The organism is Ancylobacter terrae, from assembly GCF_045108345.1.
Lineage (GTDB): Bacteria > Pseudomonadota > Alphaproteobacteria > Rhizobiales > Xanthobacteraceae > Ancylobacter.
Map to the genome: position 1 here is coordinate 169,303 of NZ_JBJGXH010000002.1, position 21,633 is coordinate 190,935.

The 21,633-nt window shown below is 68.0% G+C and carries 17 protein-coding genes; 7 read left to right on the forward strand and 10 right to left on the reverse strand.

Annotation, left to right across the window (positions count from 1 at the left end):
- Positions 1-16: 16 nt before the first annotated feature.
- The 5 genes from ACEUEL_RS15060 to ACEUEL_RS15080 form a co-directional block, all read right to left on the reverse strand.
- Positions 17-238 (reverse strand): hypothetical protein, encoded by a 222-nt coding sequence (locus ACEUEL_RS15060; protein ID WP_405707074.1) that lies wholly within the window; start codon positions 236-238, stop codon positions 17-19.
- Positions 239-349: 111 nt separating this feature from the next.
- Entirely contained in the window at positions 350-1,438 is a 1,089-nt protein-coding gene (locus ACEUEL_RS15065) for a polysaccharide deacetylase family protein (RefSeq protein WP_405707076.1), read from the reverse strand.
- A gap of 214 nt (positions 1,439-1,652) precedes the next feature.
- Complete coding sequence (locus tag ACEUEL_RS15070; RefSeq protein WP_405707078.1) at positions 1,653-2,465, reverse strand: alpha/beta hydrolase; 813 nt, start codon at positions 2,463-2,465, stop codon at positions 1,653-1,655.
- 15 nt (positions 2,466-2,480) lie between these two features.
- Entirely contained in the window at positions 2,481-3,944 is a 1,464-nt protein-coding gene (locus ACEUEL_RS15075) for an NAD-dependent succinate-semialdehyde dehydrogenase (RefSeq protein ID WP_405707585.1), read from the reverse strand.
- A gap of 26 nt (positions 3,945-3,970) precedes the next feature.
- Complete coding sequence (locus ACEUEL_RS15080) at positions 3,971-5,224, reverse strand: iron-containing alcohol dehydrogenase (RefSeq protein WP_405707586.1); 1,254 nt, start codon at positions 5,222-5,224, stop codon at positions 3,971-3,973.
- Between the two features lie 131 nt (positions 5,225-5,355).
- Between ACEUEL_RS15080 and ACEUEL_RS15085 the strand changes: the two genes are divergently transcribed.
- From ACEUEL_RS15085 to ACEUEL_RS15105, 5 genes are all read left to right on the forward strand, one after another.
- Positions 5,356-6,057 (forward strand): GntR family transcriptional regulator, encoded by a 702-nt coding sequence (locus ACEUEL_RS15085; protein ID WP_405707080.1) that lies wholly within the window; start codon positions 5,356-5,358, stop codon positions 6,055-6,057.
- Positions 6,057-7,634, forward strand: coding sequence for a sugar ABC transporter ATP-binding protein (locus tag ACEUEL_RS15090; RefSeq protein ID WP_405707082.1), 1,578 nt, complete (start codon positions 6,057-6,059; stop codon positions 7,632-7,634). Before ACEUEL_RS15085 ends, ACEUEL_RS15090 begins: the two co-directional genes overlap by 1 nt.
- Complete coding sequence (locus tag ACEUEL_RS15095) at positions 7,627-8,622, forward strand: ABC transporter permease (RefSeq protein WP_405707084.1); 996 nt, start codon at positions 7,627-7,629, stop codon at positions 8,620-8,622. The genes ACEUEL_RS15090 and ACEUEL_RS15095 overlap by 8 nt, the downstream gene beginning before the upstream one ends.
- Positions 8,623-8,704: 82 nt before the next feature.
- Entirely contained in the window at positions 8,705-9,655 is a 951-nt protein-coding gene (locus tag ACEUEL_RS15100; RefSeq protein WP_405707086.1) for a substrate-binding domain-containing protein, read from the forward strand.
- 34 nt (positions 9,656-9,689) lie between these two features.
- Positions 9,690-10,310: a DJ-1/PfpI family protein gene (locus ACEUEL_RS15105; RefSeq protein ID WP_405707088.1), complete on the forward strand. Its 621-nt coding sequence runs from the start codon at positions 9,690-9,692 to the stop codon at positions 10,308-10,310.
- Between the two features lie 65 nt (positions 10,311-10,375).
- Here the strand turns inward: ACEUEL_RS15105 and cydB are convergent, their stop codons facing one another.
- From cydB to ACEUEL_RS15125, 4 genes are read right to left on the reverse strand one after another with little or no spacing between them, the layout of a single operon-like run.
- Positions 10,376-11,410, reverse strand: coding sequence for a cytochrome d ubiquinol oxidase subunit II (cydB, locus tag ACEUEL_RS15110; RefSeq protein ID WP_405707090.1), 1,035 nt, complete (start codon positions 11,408-11,410; stop codon positions 10,376-10,378).
- A gap of 3 nt (positions 11,411-11,413) precedes the next feature.
- On the reverse strand, positions 11,414-12,829 hold the full coding sequence (locus ACEUEL_RS15115) for a cytochrome ubiquinol oxidase subunit I (RefSeq protein ID WP_405707092.1): 1,416 nt from the start codon (positions 12,827-12,829) through the stop codon (positions 11,414-11,416).
- 2 nt (positions 12,830-12,831) lie between these two features.
- Complete coding sequence (locus ACEUEL_RS15120) at positions 12,832-15,132, reverse strand: FdhF/YdeP family oxidoreductase (protein WP_405707094.1); 2,301 nt, start codon at positions 15,130-15,132, stop codon at positions 12,832-12,834.
- Between the two features lie 31 nt (positions 15,133-15,163).
- Positions 15,164-15,886 carry a helix-turn-helix domain-containing protein gene (locus ACEUEL_RS15125; RefSeq protein ID WP_405707096.1) on the reverse strand — a complete coding sequence of 241 codons (723 nt, stop codon included), beginning with the start codon at positions 15,884-15,886 and terminating at the stop codon, positions 15,164-15,166.
- A gap of 325 nt (positions 15,887-16,211) precedes the next feature.
- On the opposite strand from ACEUEL_RS15125, the gene ACEUEL_RS15130 reads away from it, so the two are divergent.
- A complete protein-coding gene (locus tag ACEUEL_RS15130; RefSeq protein WP_405707098.1) occupies positions 16,212-17,354 on the forward strand; it encodes an efflux RND transporter periplasmic adaptor subunit in 1,143 nt (380 codons plus the stop codon).
- A gap of 5 nt (positions 17,355-17,359) precedes the next feature.
- Positions 17,360-20,476 (forward strand): efflux RND transporter permease subunit, encoded by a 3,117-nt coding sequence (locus tag ACEUEL_RS15135; protein WP_405707100.1) that lies wholly within the window; start codon positions 17,360-17,362, stop codon positions 20,474-20,476.
- 84 nt (positions 20,477-20,560) lie between these two features.
- Here ACEUEL_RS15135 and yghU read toward each other — a convergent pair whose 3' ends face one another.
- A complete protein-coding gene (gene yghU, locus ACEUEL_RS15140) occupies positions 20,561-21,424 on the reverse strand; it encodes a glutathione-dependent disulfide-bond oxidoreductase (protein WP_405707102.1) in 864 nt (287 codons plus the stop codon).
- Positions 21,425-21,633 lie beyond the last annotated feature (209 nt).

Genomic DNA, 21,633 nt, shown 5'->3' on the forward strand with positions numbered 1-21,633 from the left:
CCACGCGGGACGGCGCTCAATATGCGGGGGGATCGCTGGCGGGGAAGGATTCGTCCCCGGCCTGGTCGACCTTGTCCCAGCTGTCCGGCGGATTTTCCATATTGGCGGGGCCCGCATCGCGGGCGGGCGCTGCGGCAGCGGAATTATGCTCGTCGCCGGGACGGCGGGTGGACTGTATGAAGCACAGCGCGCCGATGGTGGCGGCGAGGGTCATCGCGGGAAACAGGCGAAACGTCATCTGGCAGACCTCCGGTGATGCGCGGGGGAAACGCGCCCCGGCGGCAACCGTTCCGGAAGCACGCGTTCCGCGCAGCGCGCGTTGCGGCAACCGGCGCCATCCGCCCCGCTGTTACGGCGATGGAGGCATGGAGGACGGTAAGGGTCGCGGCCGTGATGGCGCCGTCGCCGCCGGGCCGGGGGAGGCCGTCGGTGCCGATCCGGCGGAAGGCGCGGCACCTCCCGGCGGAACCGCCGCTGGCTTCGCCGCGGCGGACCGACTGCGCTGATGGAGAATCCGCTGCACGGTCGCTTCCGTCTCCGACGTCCATCCCGCCGGCGCCGGAACGGTATTGGCGGCCCCCGAACCGGGCACGATATGCACCACCCGGTAGCCACGCCGCTTCAGTTCGCCGAGGAAGCGCGGCAGCATCGCCACCGTCTGCTGACGCGTGTCGTGCAGAAGGACGATTCCCCGCCCGGCTGCGTCGAGCCGCGTCATCAGCAGGTCGAGCTGCGCTTCGGGGGTCATCGGCTTCCAGTCGGATGCCCAGACATCCGCCCCGAAGATCGCGATATTGCGGCTCGCCAGAAAGGCGCGCAGCGCGGGCGTGTCGGCAAAGCCCGGGAAGCGGAAGAACGGCACATGCGGCGCCTCCGGCCGCGCGTCCGCGCCCCAGCCCGCCTTTTCCACCGCGGCGATGCCGCGCATCAGGTCGCGCTCCGCCTCGGGCGGGGCGAGACCCCGCAGTGTCGCTTCGGGATGTGACTGGGAATGATGGGCAACCGTATGCCCCTCGGCGACCTCACGCCGAACCAGGGCGGGGTGCTGGGCGGCATTGCGCCCGATCAGGAAGAAGGTCGCCTTCACGCATTCGCGCGCCAGCGCATCGAGAACCGCACCCGTCGGACCGGGCAGCGGGCCGTCATCGAAGGTCAGCACCACCTCGTGGTCGGACAGCCGCAAGGTCTGCGGATAGGATTTGAGCCCCACCGCCGGACCGCCCTGCGTCCCCACCTCGAGGACACGCGAGGTGCCGAGCGCTGCGGGATTGGCGCAATGGGAGGCAGAAACCGTCTCGATGGGGGCCGGCGAGGTCGCGACCTCGCCGGCGCACGCGTCGCCAAGGGACAGCGCGGCCGCCGTTATCGATACGGTGACCGTGATCAGACCCCGCCACGCCGGGCAGCGCTCTGCCCTGCCCCCATTCCTTCCAGCCATTGCATCCCCACGCTTCGGCAGACATCGCCGGACCGGCGATGCGGTCACGTCGCACCCGATCGCGTCAAAGATGAGCCCATTTGGGTGAGCGTCTGGACGCCGCGTATCGATGAACGCGATGCCGGCGCTTAGGGGATCGGCGCGGCAGGCGCAAGCACCGCTCCGACGGCACCCCGCCGGCGCGCGATCAGCGGCTGGGGCGACAGCGAACGCCTCACCCCGCCAGCATGCCGGCGAGCAGCGCGGCCATCCGGGTGCCGGGCGTGCCGAGATCAGCAACGATGCTCATGTGATCGGCATCGGCGATCGTTTCGCCTTCGGCCGGCGTACCGGCCCGCCGCAGATGCGCCGCGAACGCCTCGGCCTGAAGATGGAACGGCGGCGTTTCCTTTTCGCCCGTCAGGACCGTCACGGCCGGACCCGCGCCATAGCGCAGGCGGAGCGGGCTGAACCGCGCCACCTCGTCGTCGCGCAGCGCGATGAGGTCGCGGAGAAACGAGGACTGCAGCCGCGCGAGGTCGTAGAGTCCACTGAGCAGCAGCGCGCCCCGCAGCGCCTCGGCTGGCTGGCCCAGATCCATCAGCAGCGCGCACAGATGGGCGCCGGCGGAATGGCCGCTCACCGTCAGCCGATCCGGGTTCCCGCCATGCGCGGCAGCGTGATCGCGAAGCCAGTCGCGGGCGCGCCGAACCTGCGCGACAACCGTCTCCAGCCGCACGGCGGGCATCAGGTCGTAGTCGATGATCGCCGCGATCGCGCCGGCGGCGGTGACGGTCTCGGCGACGAAGGAGAAATCCTCCTTCGCGAACATGCGCCAATAGCCGCCATGGACGAACATGTGCACGGCGCCTGTCGCCGCACCCCGCGGGGGAAAGAAGAGATCGAGCCTCTCCCCCGGCGCCGGCCCGTAGGCGATGTCCGCCTTCAGCGGCAGACGTGCCCGCGCTTGGGCGCTGCGTTCGGCATAGGCGGCGACATGCCGGTCGAAGTCGGGCACATGGTCGCGGGTACGGAACGGATCGGCCATATGTCGGGTCAGCCGCTAGAGCGTGGTCGCGATGTATTTCGGTTCGAGAAACTCGAGCACGCCATGCGCACCGCCCTCCCGTCCCAGGCCGCTCTGCTTCATCCCGCCGAACGGCGCGGCCGGATCCGACACCAGCCCTCGGTTCAGCCCCACCATGCCGGTCTCGATCTGCCGGGCCACCCTTATGCCGCGGGCGAGGTCGCGCGTGAAGACATAGGCGGCAAGGCCGTACTCGGTGTCGTTCGCCAGTGCGATCGCCTCCGGCTCGGTCTCGAAGCGGCTTACCGCCGCAACGGGGCCGAATATCTCCTCGCAGCTCATCGCCGCGGCCACCGGCACGTCAACCAGCACCGTCGGCGGGTAGAAGAAGCCGGGCCCCTCGGGCCGCGCGCCGCCGCACAGCAGCCGTGCTCCGCGCTCCTGCGCATCGGCCACGAGACGCTCGATCTTCTCGACTGCGGCTCGGGTGATCATCGGGCCGCACTGGGTTGAGGGTTCGACGCCGGGCCCGACCTTCAGGCCGGCCATTCGCGTGGTCAACTCGGCCACGAAGCGGTCATGTATGCCAGCCTGGACATAGATGCGGTTGGCCGCCGTGCAGGCCTCGCCGGCGTTGCGCATCTTCGCGAGCATGGCGCCTTCCAGCGCGACCTCGAGATCGGCATCGTCGAACACGATGAGCGGCGCATTGCCGCCGAGTTCCATGGAACAGCTCACCACCGATCGGGCCGCCTCCGCGAGAAGCCTGCGCCCCACCGGCGTGGAGCCGGTGAAGGACAACTTGCGCACCCTCGGATCATCCAGCATGGCGGCGGTCACCGGTCCGGGCGCGGAGGTGGTGAGGACATTGACGACGCCGGGCGGCACGCCGGCCTCCTCGTAGATCGCCGCGAGCGCATAGGCGGTCAGCGGGGTCTCGCTCGCCGGTTTCAATACGACGGTGCAGCCCGCCGCCAGCGCCGGGGCGATCTTGCGGGTCGCCATCGCCGCCGGAAAGTTCCACGGCGTGATCAGCACGCAGATGCCGATCGGCTCGTAGTCGACGATGATATGGTTGCCGCCCGCCGGCGACAGCGCGAAATCGCCGCTGATCCGCACGGCCTCCTCCGCATTCCAACGGAAGAACTCCGCGGCATAGGCGACTTCGCCGCGGGCATCCGAGAGCGCCTTGCCGTTTTCCAGCGAGATCAGCCGCGCGAGTGCCTCGCTGCGGGCGCTCATCAGTTCGAAGCAGCGGCGCAGCACCTCGGCCCGCCGACGCGGCGGGGTCGCCCGCCAGCCGGCCGCTGCCGCTGCCGCCGCCTCGACCGCGGCGAGGGCGTCGTCCGGCGTCGCATCGGCGACTTCGGCGAGGACGGTTTCATCGGAAGGGTCGACCACCGGAATGGCGCCACGCCCCTCGGGCCATGTCCAGACGCCGCCGATACGAAAGCCCAGCGCGCAGGCGGCCGGATCGATCTGCGGGGAGCCGGGCATCATCGACCCGGCAAGGGGGGCTGCGACGTTCATGCGAGTTGATCCGTGGTGAGGAGATGGCGAGGGGTCTCGGCGGCGTCTCCGCGATAGGCCACGTCGAGCAGGTCGCGCATGTCGGCGGGGGTGAAGGGGCGCGGATTGTTCTTGATCAGCCGCTCGACACCGAGGGCCTGCTCGGCCGTCCAGGCGAGGCGCTCTTCCGGCAGGCCGAGTTCGGCCAGGGTCGGGGGGATGCCGATCGCCGCGAACAGTCGCGCCACCTCCGCGATCGCGGCATCCGCCAGCGCCTCGCGCGACCCGGCCGGATCGCCGGCGCCCAGGGCGCGCGCAATCTCCGCCATCTCGTCGAGCGCCGCATCGCGATTGAAGCGCATCACATAGGGCAGCAGCGTCGCGACGCCGAGCCCGTGCGGCGTGTGGGTGAGCGCGCCGACCGGATACTGGATGGCATGGGCCGCCGCCGTGCCCGCCGTACCAAAGGCACAGCCTGCCGCCAGAGCGCCCATCATCACCTCCGCACGCGCGTCCGCGTCGGCTCCATCGCGCCAGGCGCGCTCCAGGCTGCGGCCGAGCAGCCGAATGGCCAGCAGCGCGAAATGATCGGTCAGCGCGGACTTGCCGATGAAGACATGCTTCTGAGGGAGCTCAGATGACGGGGCGCGGCGACCGGCGGTGAAGGCTTCGATCGCATGGGTGAGCGCGTCGGCGCCGGCGATGGCGGTGAGGGCCGGCGGGCAGGTCAGCGTCAGCTCGGGATCGCAGACCGCAGCCGCGGGAATGAGGTAAGGGCTGGAAACGCCGATCTTCAGCGTGCGGTCGGGATCGGAGATCACCGCCACCGGGGTGGCTTCCGAGCCGGTGCCGGCGGTCGTCGGCAGCGCGATCACCGGCAGCACCGGGCCGGGCACTTTCAGCTCGCCGTAATAGTCCGGCAGACGTCCGCCATGGCTGAGCAGCAGCGCCGCGCACTTCGCCATGTCGAGGCAGCTGCCGCCCCCCGCGCCAATGACGACATCGGGCGCGAAGCTGCGCGCCGCCTCGGCGCATTCGGCAGCCGAGTCGCGCGGCAGGTCGGGCTCGGTGCGATCATGAACGAGAATCGCCAGTCCGGCCTCGCGCAGCCCCCGGATCATCTCGTCGAAGGGCTGCGAGCCGGCGAAGCGCTGATCCGTGCAGATCAGCACCCGCGACCCGAGGCGCCGGGCGATATCCGGCACGGCCTTGCGCTGGCCGTTTCCGAACAGGATTTCCGGCGGCAGCCGGATGGCGGCGAACAGGTCCACGGGCATGTGCCTTCGATTTAGGGGTTCGAATTCAAGGAGATAACAAAATCCTATATGAAATCGTATAGGATATCGTATTGCACGGCGCTGAAGATCATGCTAGCTCATGGCCATTGTCAAGAGGCCAGACCGTGCGCAGCCAGAACCCGCTCCCCACCTCCCGCGAGACCGAGCGCCCCCACGCGATCCATCGCGCCGCCAGCCTTGCCGAAGAGGTCTATGAGGCCATCTTCGCCCGGCTGATGGCACTCCGGATCGCCCCTGGCGCCCGCATCACGGTCGACAATCTCGCCCGCGAGCTGAACGTCTCGCAGACCCCGATCCGCGAGGCGCTGGGGCGGCTGGAGGGCGAAGGCCTGGTGGTCAAGACGCACCTCATCGGCTACAGCGCGGCCCCCCAGATCACGCGGCGGCGGTTCGACGAACTCTACGACTTCCGCCTGCTGCTCGAGCCCGACGCGGCCCGCCGCGCCGCGCTCGCCATGGATGCGAAGACGCTGCGTGCCGTCACCGAGGCCGCCGGCGTCATGTCGCGCGGTGGAAGCGCGGACGAACGCACGCGCTACTCCCAGTTCGCCCGGCAGGACGCGATCTTCCACGATCTCATCCTGCAGGCGGCCGGCAACGAGCTCATCCGCGAGATGCTCGCCCACCAGCACACGCATTTCCATATCTTCCGCCTGATGTTCCATTCGCGGGTCACCGAGGAGGCACTCGACGAGCACGCCGCCATCCTCGATGCCTTCGCCGCGAAGGACCCCGATGCCGCGGCAATCGCGATGCGGGCGCATGTCGAGCACTCCCGCGACCGCCTCATCCCGGCGTTCGACTGATGAATCCCGCGTCGGCCGCCCCCTCCCCTGCCGTGACTGCCGCGCCGCTTCTGCGGGCCGAGCGTCTCGCCAAGCGCTTTGGCGGCGTCACCGTCCTCTCCGACGTCTCGATCGACATCGTGCCGGGCGAGATACATGCGGTGATCGGCGAGAACGGCGCCGGCAAGTCGACGCTGATGCGCCTGCTCGCGGGCTATCTGAAGCCCGACGAGGGCACGCTGGTCATGGACGGCACGCCGGTGGCCTTCGGCCGCGCCGCCGACGCGCACGCCGCCGGCATCGCGTTGGTCCATCAGGAGATCCTGCTCGCCGAAGGACTGACGGTCGTCGAGAACATCTTCCTCGGCCGCGAAATCACCCGCCACGGCATGCTCGACGAGCGGGCGATGCGCGCGGGCGCGGCGGCGAAACTGGCGGAGATCGGGTGCCGCGCGCGTCCGACGGACCTCGTGCGCGATCTCTCGCTGGCAAACCGCCAGCTGGTCCAGATCGCCAAGGCCCTGCTGGACGACCATCGGGTCGTCATCTTCGACGAGCCGACGGCGGTCCTGACGCATGACGAGGTCGATCCGCTGCTCGACATCATCGTCGGGCTCAAGCGACGCGGCGTTGCGGTGCTCTACATCAGCCACCGGCTCGACGAGGTGGAGCGCATCGCCGACCGCGTGACCGTGCTGCGCGATGGCCGGATGGTCGGGACGCACATCGCCGCAGGCCTCTCGACCACGCGCATGGCGAGCCTGATGGTGGGCCGCGAGTTCGCCAATTTCTACCCGCCGAAACTCACGCGCGACCTCGCCGCGCCCGCGCTCGAGATCGAGGGCGCCCATGTGCCCGGCTTCGTCCAGGACGTCTCCCTGACCCTGCGCGGAGGCGAGATACTCGGCCTCGCCGGCATGATCGGTGCCGGTCGCACGGAGCTGTTCGAAGGGCTGGTCGGCCTGCGCCCCGCCACCTTCCGGGCCATCCGCCTGCACGGCCGGCCGGTGACGATCCGGAATCCGGCGGAGGCGATCGCGGCCGGCATCGGCTATCTCACCGAGGACCGCAAGAACAAGGGGCTCCTGCTCCAGGAGAAGCTCGCACCGAACCTGACCCTCGCCGCCCTGCCGCGGGTCCATGCCGGCCTCGGCCTCGATCTGCGCCGGGAAGCGCAGCTGCTGGACGAGACGATCCGCAGCTACGACATCCGCCTGCGCAGTCCCGATGTGAAGGCCGGCCAGCTCTCCGGCGGCAACCAGCAGAAGCTGCTGCTGGCCAAGGTGATGCTCAACGACCCCTCGATCGTCATCGTCGACGAGCCCACCCGCGGGATCGACATCGCCAACAAGAGCCAGATCTACGCCTTCATCCAGTCGCTGGTGCGCCAGGGCAAGTCCTGCATCGTGATCTCCTCGGAGATGCAGGAACTGATCGGGCTGTGCGACCGCATCCTGGTCATGCGCGCCGGCCGCCTCAACGGCGAACTCGAGGGCGAGGCCATGGACGAACACAACGTCGCGCTGCTCGCAACCAGCAGCTCCCCCCGCGCCAACGGGGTCAACACACGACATGCGGAGGATCGACCTCATGGCTGATATCGCCGCCACGCCGCCGCGCGCGACCTCCCAGGGCTGGTCGCTCGGCTGGGGGGACGCCGGCCCGTTCATCGCGCTCGCGGCACTGATCGCGCTGGGCTTCCTGATCAATCCGGACTTCCTGTCAGCGAACAACATCGCCAATGTCGTCACCCGCAGCGCCTTCATCGCCATCATCGCGATCGGCGCCACCTTCGTGATCTCCTCCGGCGGCCTCGACCTGTCGGTGGGCTCGATGGCGGCCTTCATCACCGGCGTGATGATCCTGTTCATGAACTGGATGGCGCCGACGCTCGGGACGGCGGCGATCCCCTTCGGAATGGGCGTCGCGCTCATCACCGGCATCGCCTGCGGACTGTTGAACGGCCTCATCGTGACGGTCGGACGCATCGAGCCGTTCATTGCCACGCTCGGCACGATGGGTATCTTCCGCGCGCTGATCACCTACCTGACCGACGGCGGCACCGTCACCATCGACCGCAGCCTGCGCGAGGCGTATCGCCCGGTCTATTTCGGCGACTTTCTCGGCGTCCCGATCCCGATCCTGGTGTCGCTCGCGGTCGCGCTCGCCGCCACCTGGCTGCTGTATCGCACGCGCTACGGACGGCGCTGCGTGGCGGTCGGAGCGAACGAGGATGTCGCGCGCTATTCCGGCATCTCGGTAGCCCGGGTCCGCACCGCCGCCTTCGTGATCCAGGGCGCCTGCGTCGCCATCGCCGCCATCTGCTACGTCCCCCGGCTCGGCGCCGCGACGCCGACCACGGGCCTGTTGTGGGAGCTCCAGGTCATCACCGCGGTGGTGATCGGTGGCACCGCCCTGCGCGGCGGCAAGGGGCGCGTCTGGGGCACCGTCGCCGGTGCGGTGATCCTCGAGTTCATCGCCAATCTGATGGTCCTGTCCGACTTCGTCTCCGAATACCTCGTCGCCGCCGTGCAGGGCGTGATCATCATCATCGCCATGCTCGTGCAGCGGATGTCGAAAAGGTAGCCGGAACAGAAAGCGGGCGCGTGCGAGGCAGCCGCGACGCGCCGGGCTTCAAACATGACTGCCGCATCAACGGAGGAAACGCATGCTCAGGACTATTCTGCTGGCCACCAGCGTCGCCACGGCGCTTCTGGCCGCCGGCCCGGCTTCCGCCGCCGAGAAGAAGACGATCGCCGTATCGATCCCCGCCGCCGATCACGGCTGGACGGCGGGCGTGGTCTACCACGCGAACGCCGCCGCCAAGGAAATCAACAAGGCGTTCCCCGAACTCGACGTCGTCGTGAAGACGTCGCCCTCGGCGAGTGCCCAGGTGGGCGCGATCGAGGATCTCTCCGCAACCCGCAAGCTCGACGCCCTCGTCATCCTGCCGCACAGTTCGGAAGAACTGACCACTCCGGTCAAGGCGATCAAGGACAAGGGCACCTTCATCACCGTGGTCGACCGCGGCCTGAACGATCCGCACATCCAGGATCTCTACGTCGCCGGCGACAACATCGCGGTGGGCTACAACACGGCGAAGTTCCTCGTCGAGAAGATGGGCGGCAAGGGCAATCTCGTCGTGCTGCGCGGCATTCCGACCGTGATCGACGACGAGCGCATCAAGGGCTTCAAGGACGGCATCGCCGGCTCGGACCTGAAGATCCTCGACATCCAGTACGCCAACTGGAACAGTGACGAGGCCTTCAAGCTGATGCAGGACTACCTCGCCAAGTATCCGCAGATCGACGCGGTGTGGGCGAACGACGACGACATGCTGCTCGGCGTGCTGGAGGCCATCAAGCAGTCGGGACGCAAGGAGATCAAGTTCGCGCTGGGCGGCAACGGCATGAAGGAGATCATCGAGAAGGTGAAGGCGGGCGACCCGGTCACCCCGGTCGAGACCCCTTACCCGCCCTCGATGATCAAGACCGCCATATACCTGACGGCCGCCCATCTCGCTGGCCACGCCCCCGTGCGCGGCGCCCTCAAGCTCGACGCGCCGCTGATCACCAAGCAGAACGCCGATGAATACTATTTCCCGGATTCGCCCTTCTGAACGACGACCGGAAACACCGACGGAGGAAATCACCATGCCCGGCAAGAAAATCCTGATGCTGACCGGCGAGTTCACCGAGGAATACGAGATCTTCGTGTTCCAGCAGGGGATGGAAGCGGTGGGTCACACCGTCCACGTCATCTGCCCCGACAAGAAGGCCGGCGACAAGATCCAGACCTCGCTGCACGATTTCGAGGGGCACCAGACATACATCGAGCGTTACGGCCACCTCGCCGACATCAACAAGACCTTTTCGGAGGTGCGGCCCGAGGAATATGATGCCGTCTATTGCGCTGGCGGACGCGGGCCGGAATACATCCGCACCGACAAGCGCATCCAGGCGATCGTCCGCCACTTCCATGAAGCCGGCAAACCGATCTTCACGATCTGCCATGGCGTGCAGATTCTCATTGCCGTGGATGGCGTGGTGACCGGCAAGCGCGTCGGCGCGCTTGGCGCCTGCGAGCCGGAAGTGCGCCTTGCCGGCGGCACCTATGTCGATCTTTCGCCGACCGACTCGCTGATCGATGGCAACATGGTCTCCGCCAAGGGCTGGACGGCGCTGGCCGCCTTCATGCGTGACTGCCTGAAGGTGCTGGGCACGGAGATCCGCCACTCTGACACGACCCCGGCTGCCGCATCCCGCGCGGCCTAGCGTTCCTTTGCACGGTACCACGACCCGATCCGACGTTTCGGATCGGGTCGTATAGTGTCGGGACATCACGCCGCCGGACCGCCATAGCCACCGGTGTGGCTCGTCACCTTGCCGCGGAAGACCCAGTAGGCATGGGCCTGGTAGGCCAGCACGATCGGCAGGATGACGACCAGCCCGACCGAAATGAAGGCCAGCGTCTGCGGATCGGCCACGCCGTCCCACACGGTGACGCTGCGCGGCACGACATAGGGCCACAGGCTCACGACGAGCCCGATGAGGCCAAGCGCGAACAGCGCCAGCGCCAGCAGGAACGTCCGCATCTCCGCGCCCTCCCACAGGCCGCGGGCGATGGCGACGATCACACCGATGGTGACCAGCGGCACCGGCGCCAGCACCAGCAGGTTCGGGAACGAAAACCAGCGCGCCGCGACCTCCGGAACGCTCCAGGCGCTCCACGCGCTCACCACCGCCATCATCACGGCGGTGAGGATCAGGGCGGATTGCGTCACCTCCCGCGCGAAGACCTGCGTCGCACCGCTGGTCTTCCAGATCAGCCAGCCGGCGCCGATCAGCGCATAGCCGCCGACCAGGCCGACGCCGCACAGCACGCCGAGAAGGCTGAGAAAACTGAACGGCCCCCCGGAGAACATGCCGTTGGAAACCGGCACCCCGTTGATCAGGCCTCCCAGGATCAACCCTTGGCAGAACGTCGCCAGCACCGAGCCGGCCGAGAAGGCGATGTCCCAGAGATAACGGAACTGGGTCGCCTGGAGCCGGAAGCCGAAGGCGACGCCCCGGAAGATCAGCGCGAACAGCATGAACATCACCGGCAGGTAGAAAGCCGGCAGCAGCACATAGTAGCCGGCCGGGAACGCCGCCAGCAGGAGCGTTCCCCCCATCACCAGCCAGGTCTCGTTGCCGTCCCAGACCGGTTCGATCGATTCCATCATCAGGTCGCGGTCCTCCTCGCGCGGCGCGAGGAGGAACAGGATGCCGACGCCAAGGTCGAGGCCGTCCGCGAGCACATAGACGACGACACAGAAGGCGGCGACCGCGGCGAAGATCAGCGGAACATGCTCGGCAAGAAACAGATGGGTCATGGCTCAGGCTCCGGCATGGCCGGCGGCGGACGCCGGTCCGGGAACAGTTTCATCGGCGAACAGTCGGGCATTGGTCCGGTCGAGGCCCGGATGCTCCGGCCGCGACGGGGTCTCGTCGGTCGGGCCCCGGAGTGCGAGCCGGCCCGCGAACCACAGGAAGGCGAGCAGCAGCAGGTTGTAGACGAGCACGAAGATGACAAAGCTCGTCGTCACCGCACCCGCGGTCACCGGAGCGACCGCGTCGACCGTGCGCAGGTGGCCGTAGACCACCCAGGGCTGACGCCCGGCTTCGGTCACCGTCCAGCCGGCGAGCACGGCGAGAAAGCCGAGCGGCGTCGCCGCCATCGCCGCGAACTGGAACCAGCGGGTCTCGTAGAGCCGGCCGCGCAGGCGCAGCACGAGCCCCGTCACGGCAAGGGCGAGCAGCGCGACACCGATGCCGGCCATGATGCGGAAGGCAAAGAACACCACCGGCACGTTGGGCTGGTCGGCCGGCGGCACCGATTTGAGGCCCGTCACCTCGCCGTCCCAGCTATGGGTGAGATAGAGGCTGGCGAGATGAGGGATGTCGATCGCATAGAGAGTGCGCTGCGCTTCCTGGTCCGGCCAGCCGATGACGGTCATGGCCGGCCCCCTCGTGGTGTCCCAGAGGCCTTCCATGGCGGCGAGCTTCACCGGCTGTTCCTTCAGCGTGTTGCGGCCATGCAGGTCGCCCAGCAGGATCTGGGTGGGCGTGAGGATGAGCGCCAGCCACATCGCCAGCGAGAGCGCCTTGCGCGAAGCCGCGACATGCCGCCCCCTCCACAGGTGAAACGCCGAGACACCCGCCACCACGAAGGCGTCGGTGACGAAGCTGGCGCAGACCATGTGCGCGAGGCGGTAGGGGAAGGACGAGGTGAAGATCGCCTGCCACCAGTCGGTCACGTGGAAGACGCCCTGCGCGTCGGGCACGGCGCCGCCCGGCGTCTGCATGAAACTGTTCGAGGCGATGATCCACGTGGCACTGAACAGCGCGCCACAGGCGACCATCAGGCAGGCGACGAAATGCGCCGCCTTCGAGACCCTGCCCTCGCCCATCAGCACGATGCCGATGAAGCCGGCCTCGAGGAAGAAGGCCGTCAGCGTCTCGTACATGAAGAAGGGGCCGATGATGTTCGCCACGGACCGCGAGAAGCCGGCCCAGTTGGCTCCGATCTCGTAGCTGATGACGACGCCGGTGACGACGCCGACCCCGAAGCCGAGGGCGAAGATGCGGGACCAGAACCGCATCAGATCCCGATAAAGGACATTTCCGGTGCGCCACCACAGGAAGCTGAGCAGGGTGACGAACCAGGCAAGGCCGATGGTCATGGTCGGCCACAGGATGTGGAAGCCGACGGTGAAGGCGAATTGCGCGCGCGCGAGATCGACGGCATCCATGGTTACATTGCTCCCGTCTGGCCGGCGCTCTTCACGAGACGCACCGGCACGCCCTTCGAGGCGGGGGTGAAGCTCTGGGGGTCGTGCGCGTAGAGCGGCACGAGCGGATTGGCCTCCGGGTAGTAGGCGGCGCAGCTCGCCGCCGGGAAGGCGTAGGGCACCACCTTGAAGCCGCGCACGGCTCGCTCGATCCCATCGGTCGACAGGGTGACGATGTCGACGCGGTCGTCGGCCTTCAGGCCCCGCCGTGCCATCTCGGCCTCGTTGAGGAAGATGACGTCGCGCTGGCCGTAGACGCCGCGGTAGCGGTCGGAGAGGGAATAGAGGGTGGTATTGTACTGGTCGTGGCTGCGGATGGTGGTCAGCCACAGCGCGTCGGGATCCGTGACGGTCGGGTCCTCGCGCAGCCCGGTGCAGACGAGGAAGCTCGCCTTGCCCGACGCCGTCGCCCAGATCCGTTCGCGGGCGAGCGAGGTGAGGTGGAAGCCGCCGGGTTGCTTGATGCGCACGTTGTAGCCCTGGAAGATCGGGAAAACCGCCTCGATGTCCGTGCGGATCCGCGCATAGTCGGCGACCAACGCCTCCCAGGCGACCTTGGAGCGATCGCCGAGCGTCGCGCGCGCCATCCCGGCGATGATCGCCGGCTCGCTCTTCAGATAGGGCGAGGCGGGCGGACGCAGCCCGGTGGAGGCGTGCACCATCGACATGGAATCCTCGACCGTCACCGATTGCGGACCGGTCGCCTGCTGGTCGAGTTCGGTACGGCCGAGGCAGGGCAGGATCAGCGCATCGCGGCCATGGACGAGATGGCTGCGGTTGAGCTTGGTCGAGATATGGACGGTGAGGTCGAGGCCGCGCATCGCCTTCTGCGTCGCCTGCCAGTCGGGGATGGCGGCGGCGATGTTGCCACCGAGGCCGATGAACACCTTGACCTCGCCCCGGATCATCGCCTCGAGGCCGGTCACCACGTTATGGCCGTGCTTGCGCGGGGCCTTGAAGCCGAACCGACCCTCGAGCCGATCCAGGAATTCCGCGGTCGGCACCTCGGTGATGCCGACAGTGCGGTCCCCCTGAACGTTGGAGTGGCCGCGAACCGGGCAGAGGCCGGCACCCTCGCGGCCGATATTGCCGCGGAGCAGCGCGAGATTCGCCAGTTGCTGGACGTTCTGGGCGCCGTGGACGTGCTGGGTGATGCCCATGCCGTAGACGAGGATCGTCCGCTCGGCGCGTGCATACGCGCTGGCCGCCACCTCGATATCGGCCCGCGACAGACCGGACTTGCGTTCGATGGCGTCCCAGTCCGTCGCGTCGAGATCAGCGATCAGGGCCTCGATACCGGTGGTGTGGCCGCCGATGAAGTCCCAGTCCAGCACGAGTTGCCGTTCTTCCGCCCGCGCTTGGCGGTCGGCTTCGACGAGCCACTTCATCATGCCCTTGAGCAGCGCGACGTCGCCGCCCACCCGCACCTGGAACAGCTGCGAGGAGATCGGCGTCGAGGTGAGCGTCGCCATTTCCACGGGGTTCTGCGGCGCCTGGAAGCGCTCCAGCGCGCGCTCGCGGAAGGGATTGAACGACATGATGGTGGCGCCACGCCGGGAGGCATTGCGGAGGTCGGTCATCATGCGCGGCGAGTTGGTGCCGGGATTCTGGCCGAAGATGAAGATGGCATCGGCCTTCTCGAAGTCCTCCAGCAGGACCGTGCCCTTGCCGACGCCGATCGATTGCGGCAGCCCGACGCTGGTCGCCTCGTGGCACATGTTCGAGCAGTCGGGGAAATTGTTCGTGCCGTATTCACGGGCGAAGAGCTGATAGAGGAACGCGGCCTCGTTCGAGGCACGCCCGGAGGTGTAAAAATCCGCCATGTCGGGACTGGGCAGGGCGTTGAGGTGGCGACCGACAAGCGCGAAGGCCTCGTCCCAGCTCACCGGGACATAGGTGTCGCTCTCGGCCGCATAGCGCATCGGGTGGGTGAGCCGGCCCACCATCTCGAGCTCGTAGTCGCTCCAGCGCGACAATTCGGTCACGGTGTGGGAGGCGAAGAACGCGGGCGTGCAGCGCTTGGCGGTCGCTTCCCAGGCCACCGCCTTGCCGCCGTTCTCGCAATATTCGAACGGCGAGGTGTGCTTGGGGTCGGCCCAGCCGCAGCCGGGGCAATCGAACCCGCCGGGCTGGTTCATGCGGGCCAGCAAGGCCATGCCGGAGACGGCAATGTCCTGTTCGGCGAGCGCCGTGCCCATCGCTTTCAGCGCGCCCCAGCCGCCGGCCGGATGATGATAGGGACGGATCGTCTTGACGATGCCCATGACGGTTTCCTGTCGGTGGATCGGGAGGGGATCAGGCCGCGGCGCGCTGGGCACAGCGCCACTGATAGGGCGTGTCGCCGACGAAGCGGCGGAACACGCTGGTGAAGTGCGCCTGGGTCTGGAAGCCGACCGCGAGCGCGACCTGAACCAGCGGCTCCCGCGTCTCCAGCATCAGTGCCTGTGCGCGCTCGATGCGCCGGCGGAGCAGGAATTCGTGCGGCCGCACGCCGGTGGTCACCCGGAACTGGGCGGCGAAATGCATGCGGCTAAGACCCGCGGCGGCGGCCATTCCGCCCAGCGTGACGCTCTCGCCGAGATGGGCGTCGATGTAGTCGACAACCCGCTTCAGGCGCCACTTCTGCAGGCCGGAGCGGGGCCGCTCGAGGGGAGCAGGCCGGACCGGGGCCTGGGGCTCAACAACCGCCTGCTCGATAGACGGCGCGCGCAGGGTCAGCAGCCGCGCGGCAAGAGCGAGCTTCACCGCATCCGCGTAGACATCGCCGAACTCGCTGCGCTGCTCGGCATTTTCGAGCGCCTGCCGGAGCTTGGCCACGATGGGATCGTCGAGTTCCGTCATCTCCGGGGCGGCAGGCTCGACGCCGATCCGGATGCCGGCCACCGCGGGGGAAAGGGCGAGCACGACGCCGAGGCGATCGAGATGAAGGGCCGGTGCCCCGGTGTCGAGCGACACGTGGCGATCGGCGGAAGCGAGGGCGGGAGTGCCGGCGAGCGGCGGGGCGACGTGAAACGACATGGCCTTGGATCCTCCACGAGCAAACGGGCGGAGCCGATCGCGGTGGCACGCGGCACGATCCGGAAGTCGGGGGCGCGTCCCCCTCATCTATCCCGTCTCGGCCGCGGCGCCCCGACACGCCCTGAGGCATCGGCTTGCGGTGTTCACAGGATAGGGAGGTGCCCAAGCGGGACCATTCTACGTGGGTTTGCCCGGTCGTATGATGGGTTTGGCGGACGCATACCTAGGTATGGCATGCGGCGACGACGGCCCCGGCTTTCCTGAAAGAAGCCGGGGACGCGCCGGGGCAGTCTGAGGCGAATGATCCCTGCGCGGAGCTTTCCCGATGCGCCGTCTTTCTGTTGCCGCTCTCTCTCTCGTGGTCTGTGCCGCCGGCTATGGCCTCTGGCACGAGAGCGTGGCGCAGGCCCCTGCGGGGACATCCGCGACGACGACCGCGGCTTCGCCCCTGGTGCCGGTCGAGGTGGGCCTCGCCACGCGGCGCGACGTGCCGGTCTACCGGGTGGATCTCGGCACGGTCGCCCCCTTCAACAGCGTCACCGTGCACACGCGCGTCGACGGCGAACTGCTGCAGGTCCTGTTCACGGAAGGCGCCGATGTCCGGAAGGGCGATCTGCTCGCGGTCATCGATCCGCGCAGCTTCGAAGCGGCGCTCGATCAGGCCACGGCGCGCCTGCAGCAGGATACGGCGTCGCTCGCCAATGCCCGGCTCATCCTCCAGCGCGATTTGCAGCTCGGCAAGGACCAGTTCGCCAGCCAGCAGGCCGTGGATACCCAGCAGAGCACGGTTGCGCAGCTGGAAGCCCAGATCATGCAGGACAAGGCGCTGATCAGCGCCGCGCAGACTGAGCTTTCCTACACCCAGATCCATGCCCCGCTGGACGGTCGCCTCGGCATCCGTCTGGTCGATCAGGGCAACATCGTGCACGCCGCCGACGCCGGCGGGCTCGTGGTCATCAACCAGCTCCACCCCATCAGCGTCATCTCGACCGTACCGGAGAGCGAAGTTCCGGCTCTCCGCGCCGCGCTGGCCGCAGGCCCCGTCGAGGTGGAAGCCCACGCACGCGGCGACGGCAGCGTGCTGGATACCGGCACGGTCACGCTGGTGGACAATCAGATCGACCCGCAGAGCGGCACGCTGCGCGTGAAGTCGACCTTCCCCAATGTGCAGGACCGGCTATGGCCCGGCCAGTCTGTCGAGGCCCGCATCCGCATGTCCCGTATCCCCGGCGCCGTCACCGTGCCCTCCGATGCGATCATGCGCGGCCCCGAGGGGACATTTGTCTTCGTTGTCGGGGACGATGACCGCGTTACGCCGGCGCCGGTGGTTACGGGGCCGATCGCCCAGGGCATCGCGGTCATCGCAAGCGGGCTGGAGCCCGGAACGCGCGTCGTGGTGCACGGCCAGTACCGCCTCGCACCGGGGACGCGCGTGAGCGCGTCCACTCCAGCGCCCCCCGCGGAGTGAAGTTCATGTCGCTGTCCGCCTGGTTCATCCGCCACCCCATCGGCACCTCGCTGCTGATGGCCGGCCTGCTCGCCATCGGCGCCGCGGCCTTTCCGCAATTGCCGGTGGCCCCGCTCCCGGAGGTCGACTTCCCCACGCTCCAGGTCTCGACCCAGCTGCCCGGCGCCAGCCCGCAGATCATCGCCTCCTCGGTGACGCAGCCGCTGGAACGCCAGTTCGGCGAGATACCCGGTCTCGCGCAGATGACCTCGATATCCACGCTGGGCAATTCGGCGATCACCCTCCAGTTCAGCCTCGAGACGGACATCAACGCCGCGGCGCAGGATGTCCAGACCGCGATCAACGCCGCGGGAGGCCAGTTGCCGACCAACCTGCCGGCGCCGCCCACCTACCGCAAGGTGAACCCTGCCGATCCACCCATCCTCGTCCTCGCGCTGAAGTCGAAGACGCTGCCGATCACGCAGGTCGACGACTTCGCCGAGAACATCCTGCAGCAGCACATCAGCCAGGTCCCCGGCGTCGGTCAGGTCTCCGTCTTCGGCCAGCAGAAGCCTTCCGTGCGCATCCAGGTCGATCCAGCCAAGATCGCCAATCTCGGCCTGTCGCTGGAGGCGGTCCGCGGCGCGATCGTGAGCAATACGCTGAACGGTGCGAAGGGAACCGTGCAGGGCCACAGCCGCACCTTCACTCTCCTCGACAACGACCAGCTCACCAGCGCGGAACCCTGGCTCGACGCCATACTCGCATGGCGCGACGGCGCACCGGTGCGCGTGCGCGACATCGGCACCGCCATCGACGCGCCCGAGAACGACCAGTTGGCGGCATTCGCGAACGGCGAGCGCGCCATCCTCCTGCCGGTCTTCAAGCTCCCCGGCGCCAACGTCATCGACACGGTCGACCGGATCCGGGCGCAGCTGCCGGTGCTGCTCGCCACCGCGCCGGCCGGGCTCGACCTCTCCATCCTGAGCGACCGGACCGGGACCATCCGCGCCTCGGTCGATGACGTCGAGAAGACGCTGATGATCACCATCGTCCTGGTCGTCGCGGTGATCTTCGTCTTCCTGCGCAACCTCCGGGCGACGGTGATCCCCGCCATCGCCGTGCCGCTCGCGGTGGTGGGCACCTTCGCGGCGATGTATGCGCTCGGCTACAGCCTCGACAACCTCTCGCTGATGGGTCTGTCCATCGCGGTCGGCTTCGTCGTCGACGATGCCATCGTGATGCTGGAGAACATCGAACGTCATCTCGACATGGGCAAGACGCCGCTTCAGGCGGCACTCGACGGTTCGGCGGAGATCGGCTTCACCATACTCTCCATCAGCCTCTCGCTCATCGCCGTCTTCATCCCGCTCCTCCTGATGGGCGGGCTGGTCGGCCGGCTGTTCCGGGAGTTCGCGGTCACCGTGACCATCGCCATCGGAGTGTCGGCCTTCGTCTCGCTGACGCTGACGCCGACCCTGTGCGCGCTGTTTCTGAAGCCGAAGCAGGCGACACCGCATGGGCGGCTCTACGGCGCTTCCGAAGCCGTGTTCGAGGCGATGCTCAACTTCTATCGCCGCAGCCTCGATGCGGCGCTCGACCATCAGCGGACCACGCTCGCAATCTTTCTCGCCGCGGTGACGGCGACCGGCGCCCTCTTCTATGCAATCCCGAAAGGTTTCTTCCCGCTTCAGGATACGGGGCTGATCATCGGCGTCTCGGAAGCGGCTCAAGACGTATCCTTTGCCGAGATGGTGCGTCGGCAGCAGGCGCTGGGCGCTGTCGTCGCCGCCGATCCCGATGTCGCCACCGTCGGCATGGGTGTCGGCGCCGGCGCCGGGCAGACGGTGAACAACGGACGCGTCTTCATAACCCTCAAGCCCCGCGACCAGCGCACCGCCACGGTGTTCGAGGTCATAGCGCGGCTGCAGAAGAAGCTGGCGGGGGTCGAAGGCGCAGCGCTGTTCCTGCAGGCGGCACAGGACCTCAACGTGGGCGGGCGCGTTGCGCGTACGCAGTTTCAGTACACGCTCCAGGACGGCGACATCGCCGAGCTGAGTGACTGGGCGCCCAGATTACTGGCGAAGCTGAAGACGCTGCCGGAATTGACCGGCCTGGCCTCCGACCAGCAGAACGGCGGCGCCACGCTGACCCTCACCATCGACCGGGACCAGGCGGCACGCTACGGCATCACGCCCGCCGACATCGACAACACGCTCTATGACGCCTTCGGCCAGCGGCAGGTGACGCAATACTTCACGCAGCTCAACAGTTACCACGTGATCCTGGAGCTGAGGCCCGACCTCCAGAACTCGCCGCACGCGCTGGAACTCATCTACCTGAAATCGCCGCTCACCGGCGAAGAGGTTCCGCTCAGCGTGCTGGCGCAATGGACGACGCTGCCGGTCAGCCCGCTGGCGATCAATCACCAGTCGCAGTTTCCCGCCGTGACGCTCTCCTTCAACCTCGCTCCCGGTGTCGCACTGGGTGACGCCGTAGCGGCGATCCACCGGGCGGAAGCCGGGATCGGCAAGCCCGCGACGCTCATCGGGACCTTCCAGGGCAACGCACAGGCGTTCCAGTCGTCCCTCGCGAGCGAACCCGCCCTCGTCCTTGCCGCACTGCTGGTGATCTACGTCATCCTCGGCGTGCTCTATGAGAGCTACGTGCACCCGTTGACCATCCTCTCGACCCTGCCGTCGGCGGGCCTCGGAGCGCTGATCATGCTCTGGATGTTCGGCTTCGACTTTTCGATCATCGCGCTGATCGGCATCATCCTGCTGATCGGCATCGTCAAGAAGAACGGGATCATGATCGTCGACTTCGCCATCGAGCGCGAGCGCGGCGAAGGCCTGCCGGCGCGCGAGGCGATCCGCGAGGCGTGCCTGCTCCGGTTCCGGCCGATCCTGATGACAACCTTCGCGGCCCTGCTCGCGGGCGTGCCGCTCATGCTGGGCCACGGCACGGGGTCGGAATTGCGCCAGCCGCTTGGCTACGCCATCGTCGGCGGCCTCGTCGTCAGCCAGATCCTGACGCTCTACACCACGCCGGTGATTTACCTCTACCTGGACCGCCTGCGGGAACGCCTATTGCCGCGCCGCCCCCCGCCGGCCACGGCGGGCGCATCGCCGCCTGCCCACTAACCGCAGGACAGGTTGGCTGCGGGTCCCCTCGCCCGACACGGCAATGGCAACCACCCGCCGCCAGCCGTTCACGCAACGTGCCGCCTACCGCCCCTCCGGGGCCAGGGCGGCGAAATCGCTGGCGTCGTGGCGTTCGCGCAGCTGCTCGGCAGGATCGCCGCTGAGCCGGTTGACGATCCGGCCCCGCCGCACCGCCGGCCGCGCGAACACGGCATCCGCCCAGCGCTGGACATGCACATAGTCCTGCACCGACAGGAACTCGGCGGCGCCATACTGCCACCCTTTCACGAGCCCGCCATACCACGGCCAGATCGCGATATCGGCGATGGTGTAGTCGTCGCCCGCGATGAATGCGTTCTCGGCCAGCCGGCGGTCCAGAACGTCGAGCTGACGCTTCACCTCCATGGCGAAGCGATCGATCGCATATTCGATCTTGGCGGGCGCGTAGGCGTAGAAGTGGCCGAAGCCACCACCGAGATAGGGCGCCGAGCCCATCTGCCAGAACAGCCAGGAGAGCGTTTCCGCCCGGGCCGCCGGCGTCCGGGGCAGGAAGGCGCCGAATTTCTCCGCCAGATAGAGGAGAATGGCCCCCGATTCGAAGACGCGTATCGGCTCCGGGCCGCCGCGATCCAGCAGCGCCGGGATCTTGGAGTTGGGGTTGACCGCGACGAATCCGGAGCCGAACTGGTCACCCTTCCCGATCTCGATCAGCCACGCGTCGTATTCAGCGCCCTCATGCCCGAGTGCGAGCAACTCCTCGAGCAGGATGGTGACCTTCTGCCCGTTCGGCGTGCCGAGCGAGTAGAGCTGGAGCGGATGCCGGCCGACCGGAAGTTCCTTGTCATGGGTCGCACCTGCGACCGGGCGGTTGATGTTGGCGAACGCGCCCCCGCTCGGCCCGATCCAGCGCCACACCTTTGGTGGAACATACGCGGCCTTCTCCGACATGGACGATCTCTCCAGCGATGGGGCGCCCGGTTTCGCGGGCACATCGCTTATTTTAGATCATACGCTACAGAATTGAACAACCGCCGCGGAACCAGGTTGCGGCCAGAGAAAGCCCGCGCGGACGAGACGGGCGCACCGCCATATTGAAGCAGCGCCGCCCTCTCACGAGAGCAAGCCGGGTCCGGGGCCTGGCCAGCCTTGATGTCCGA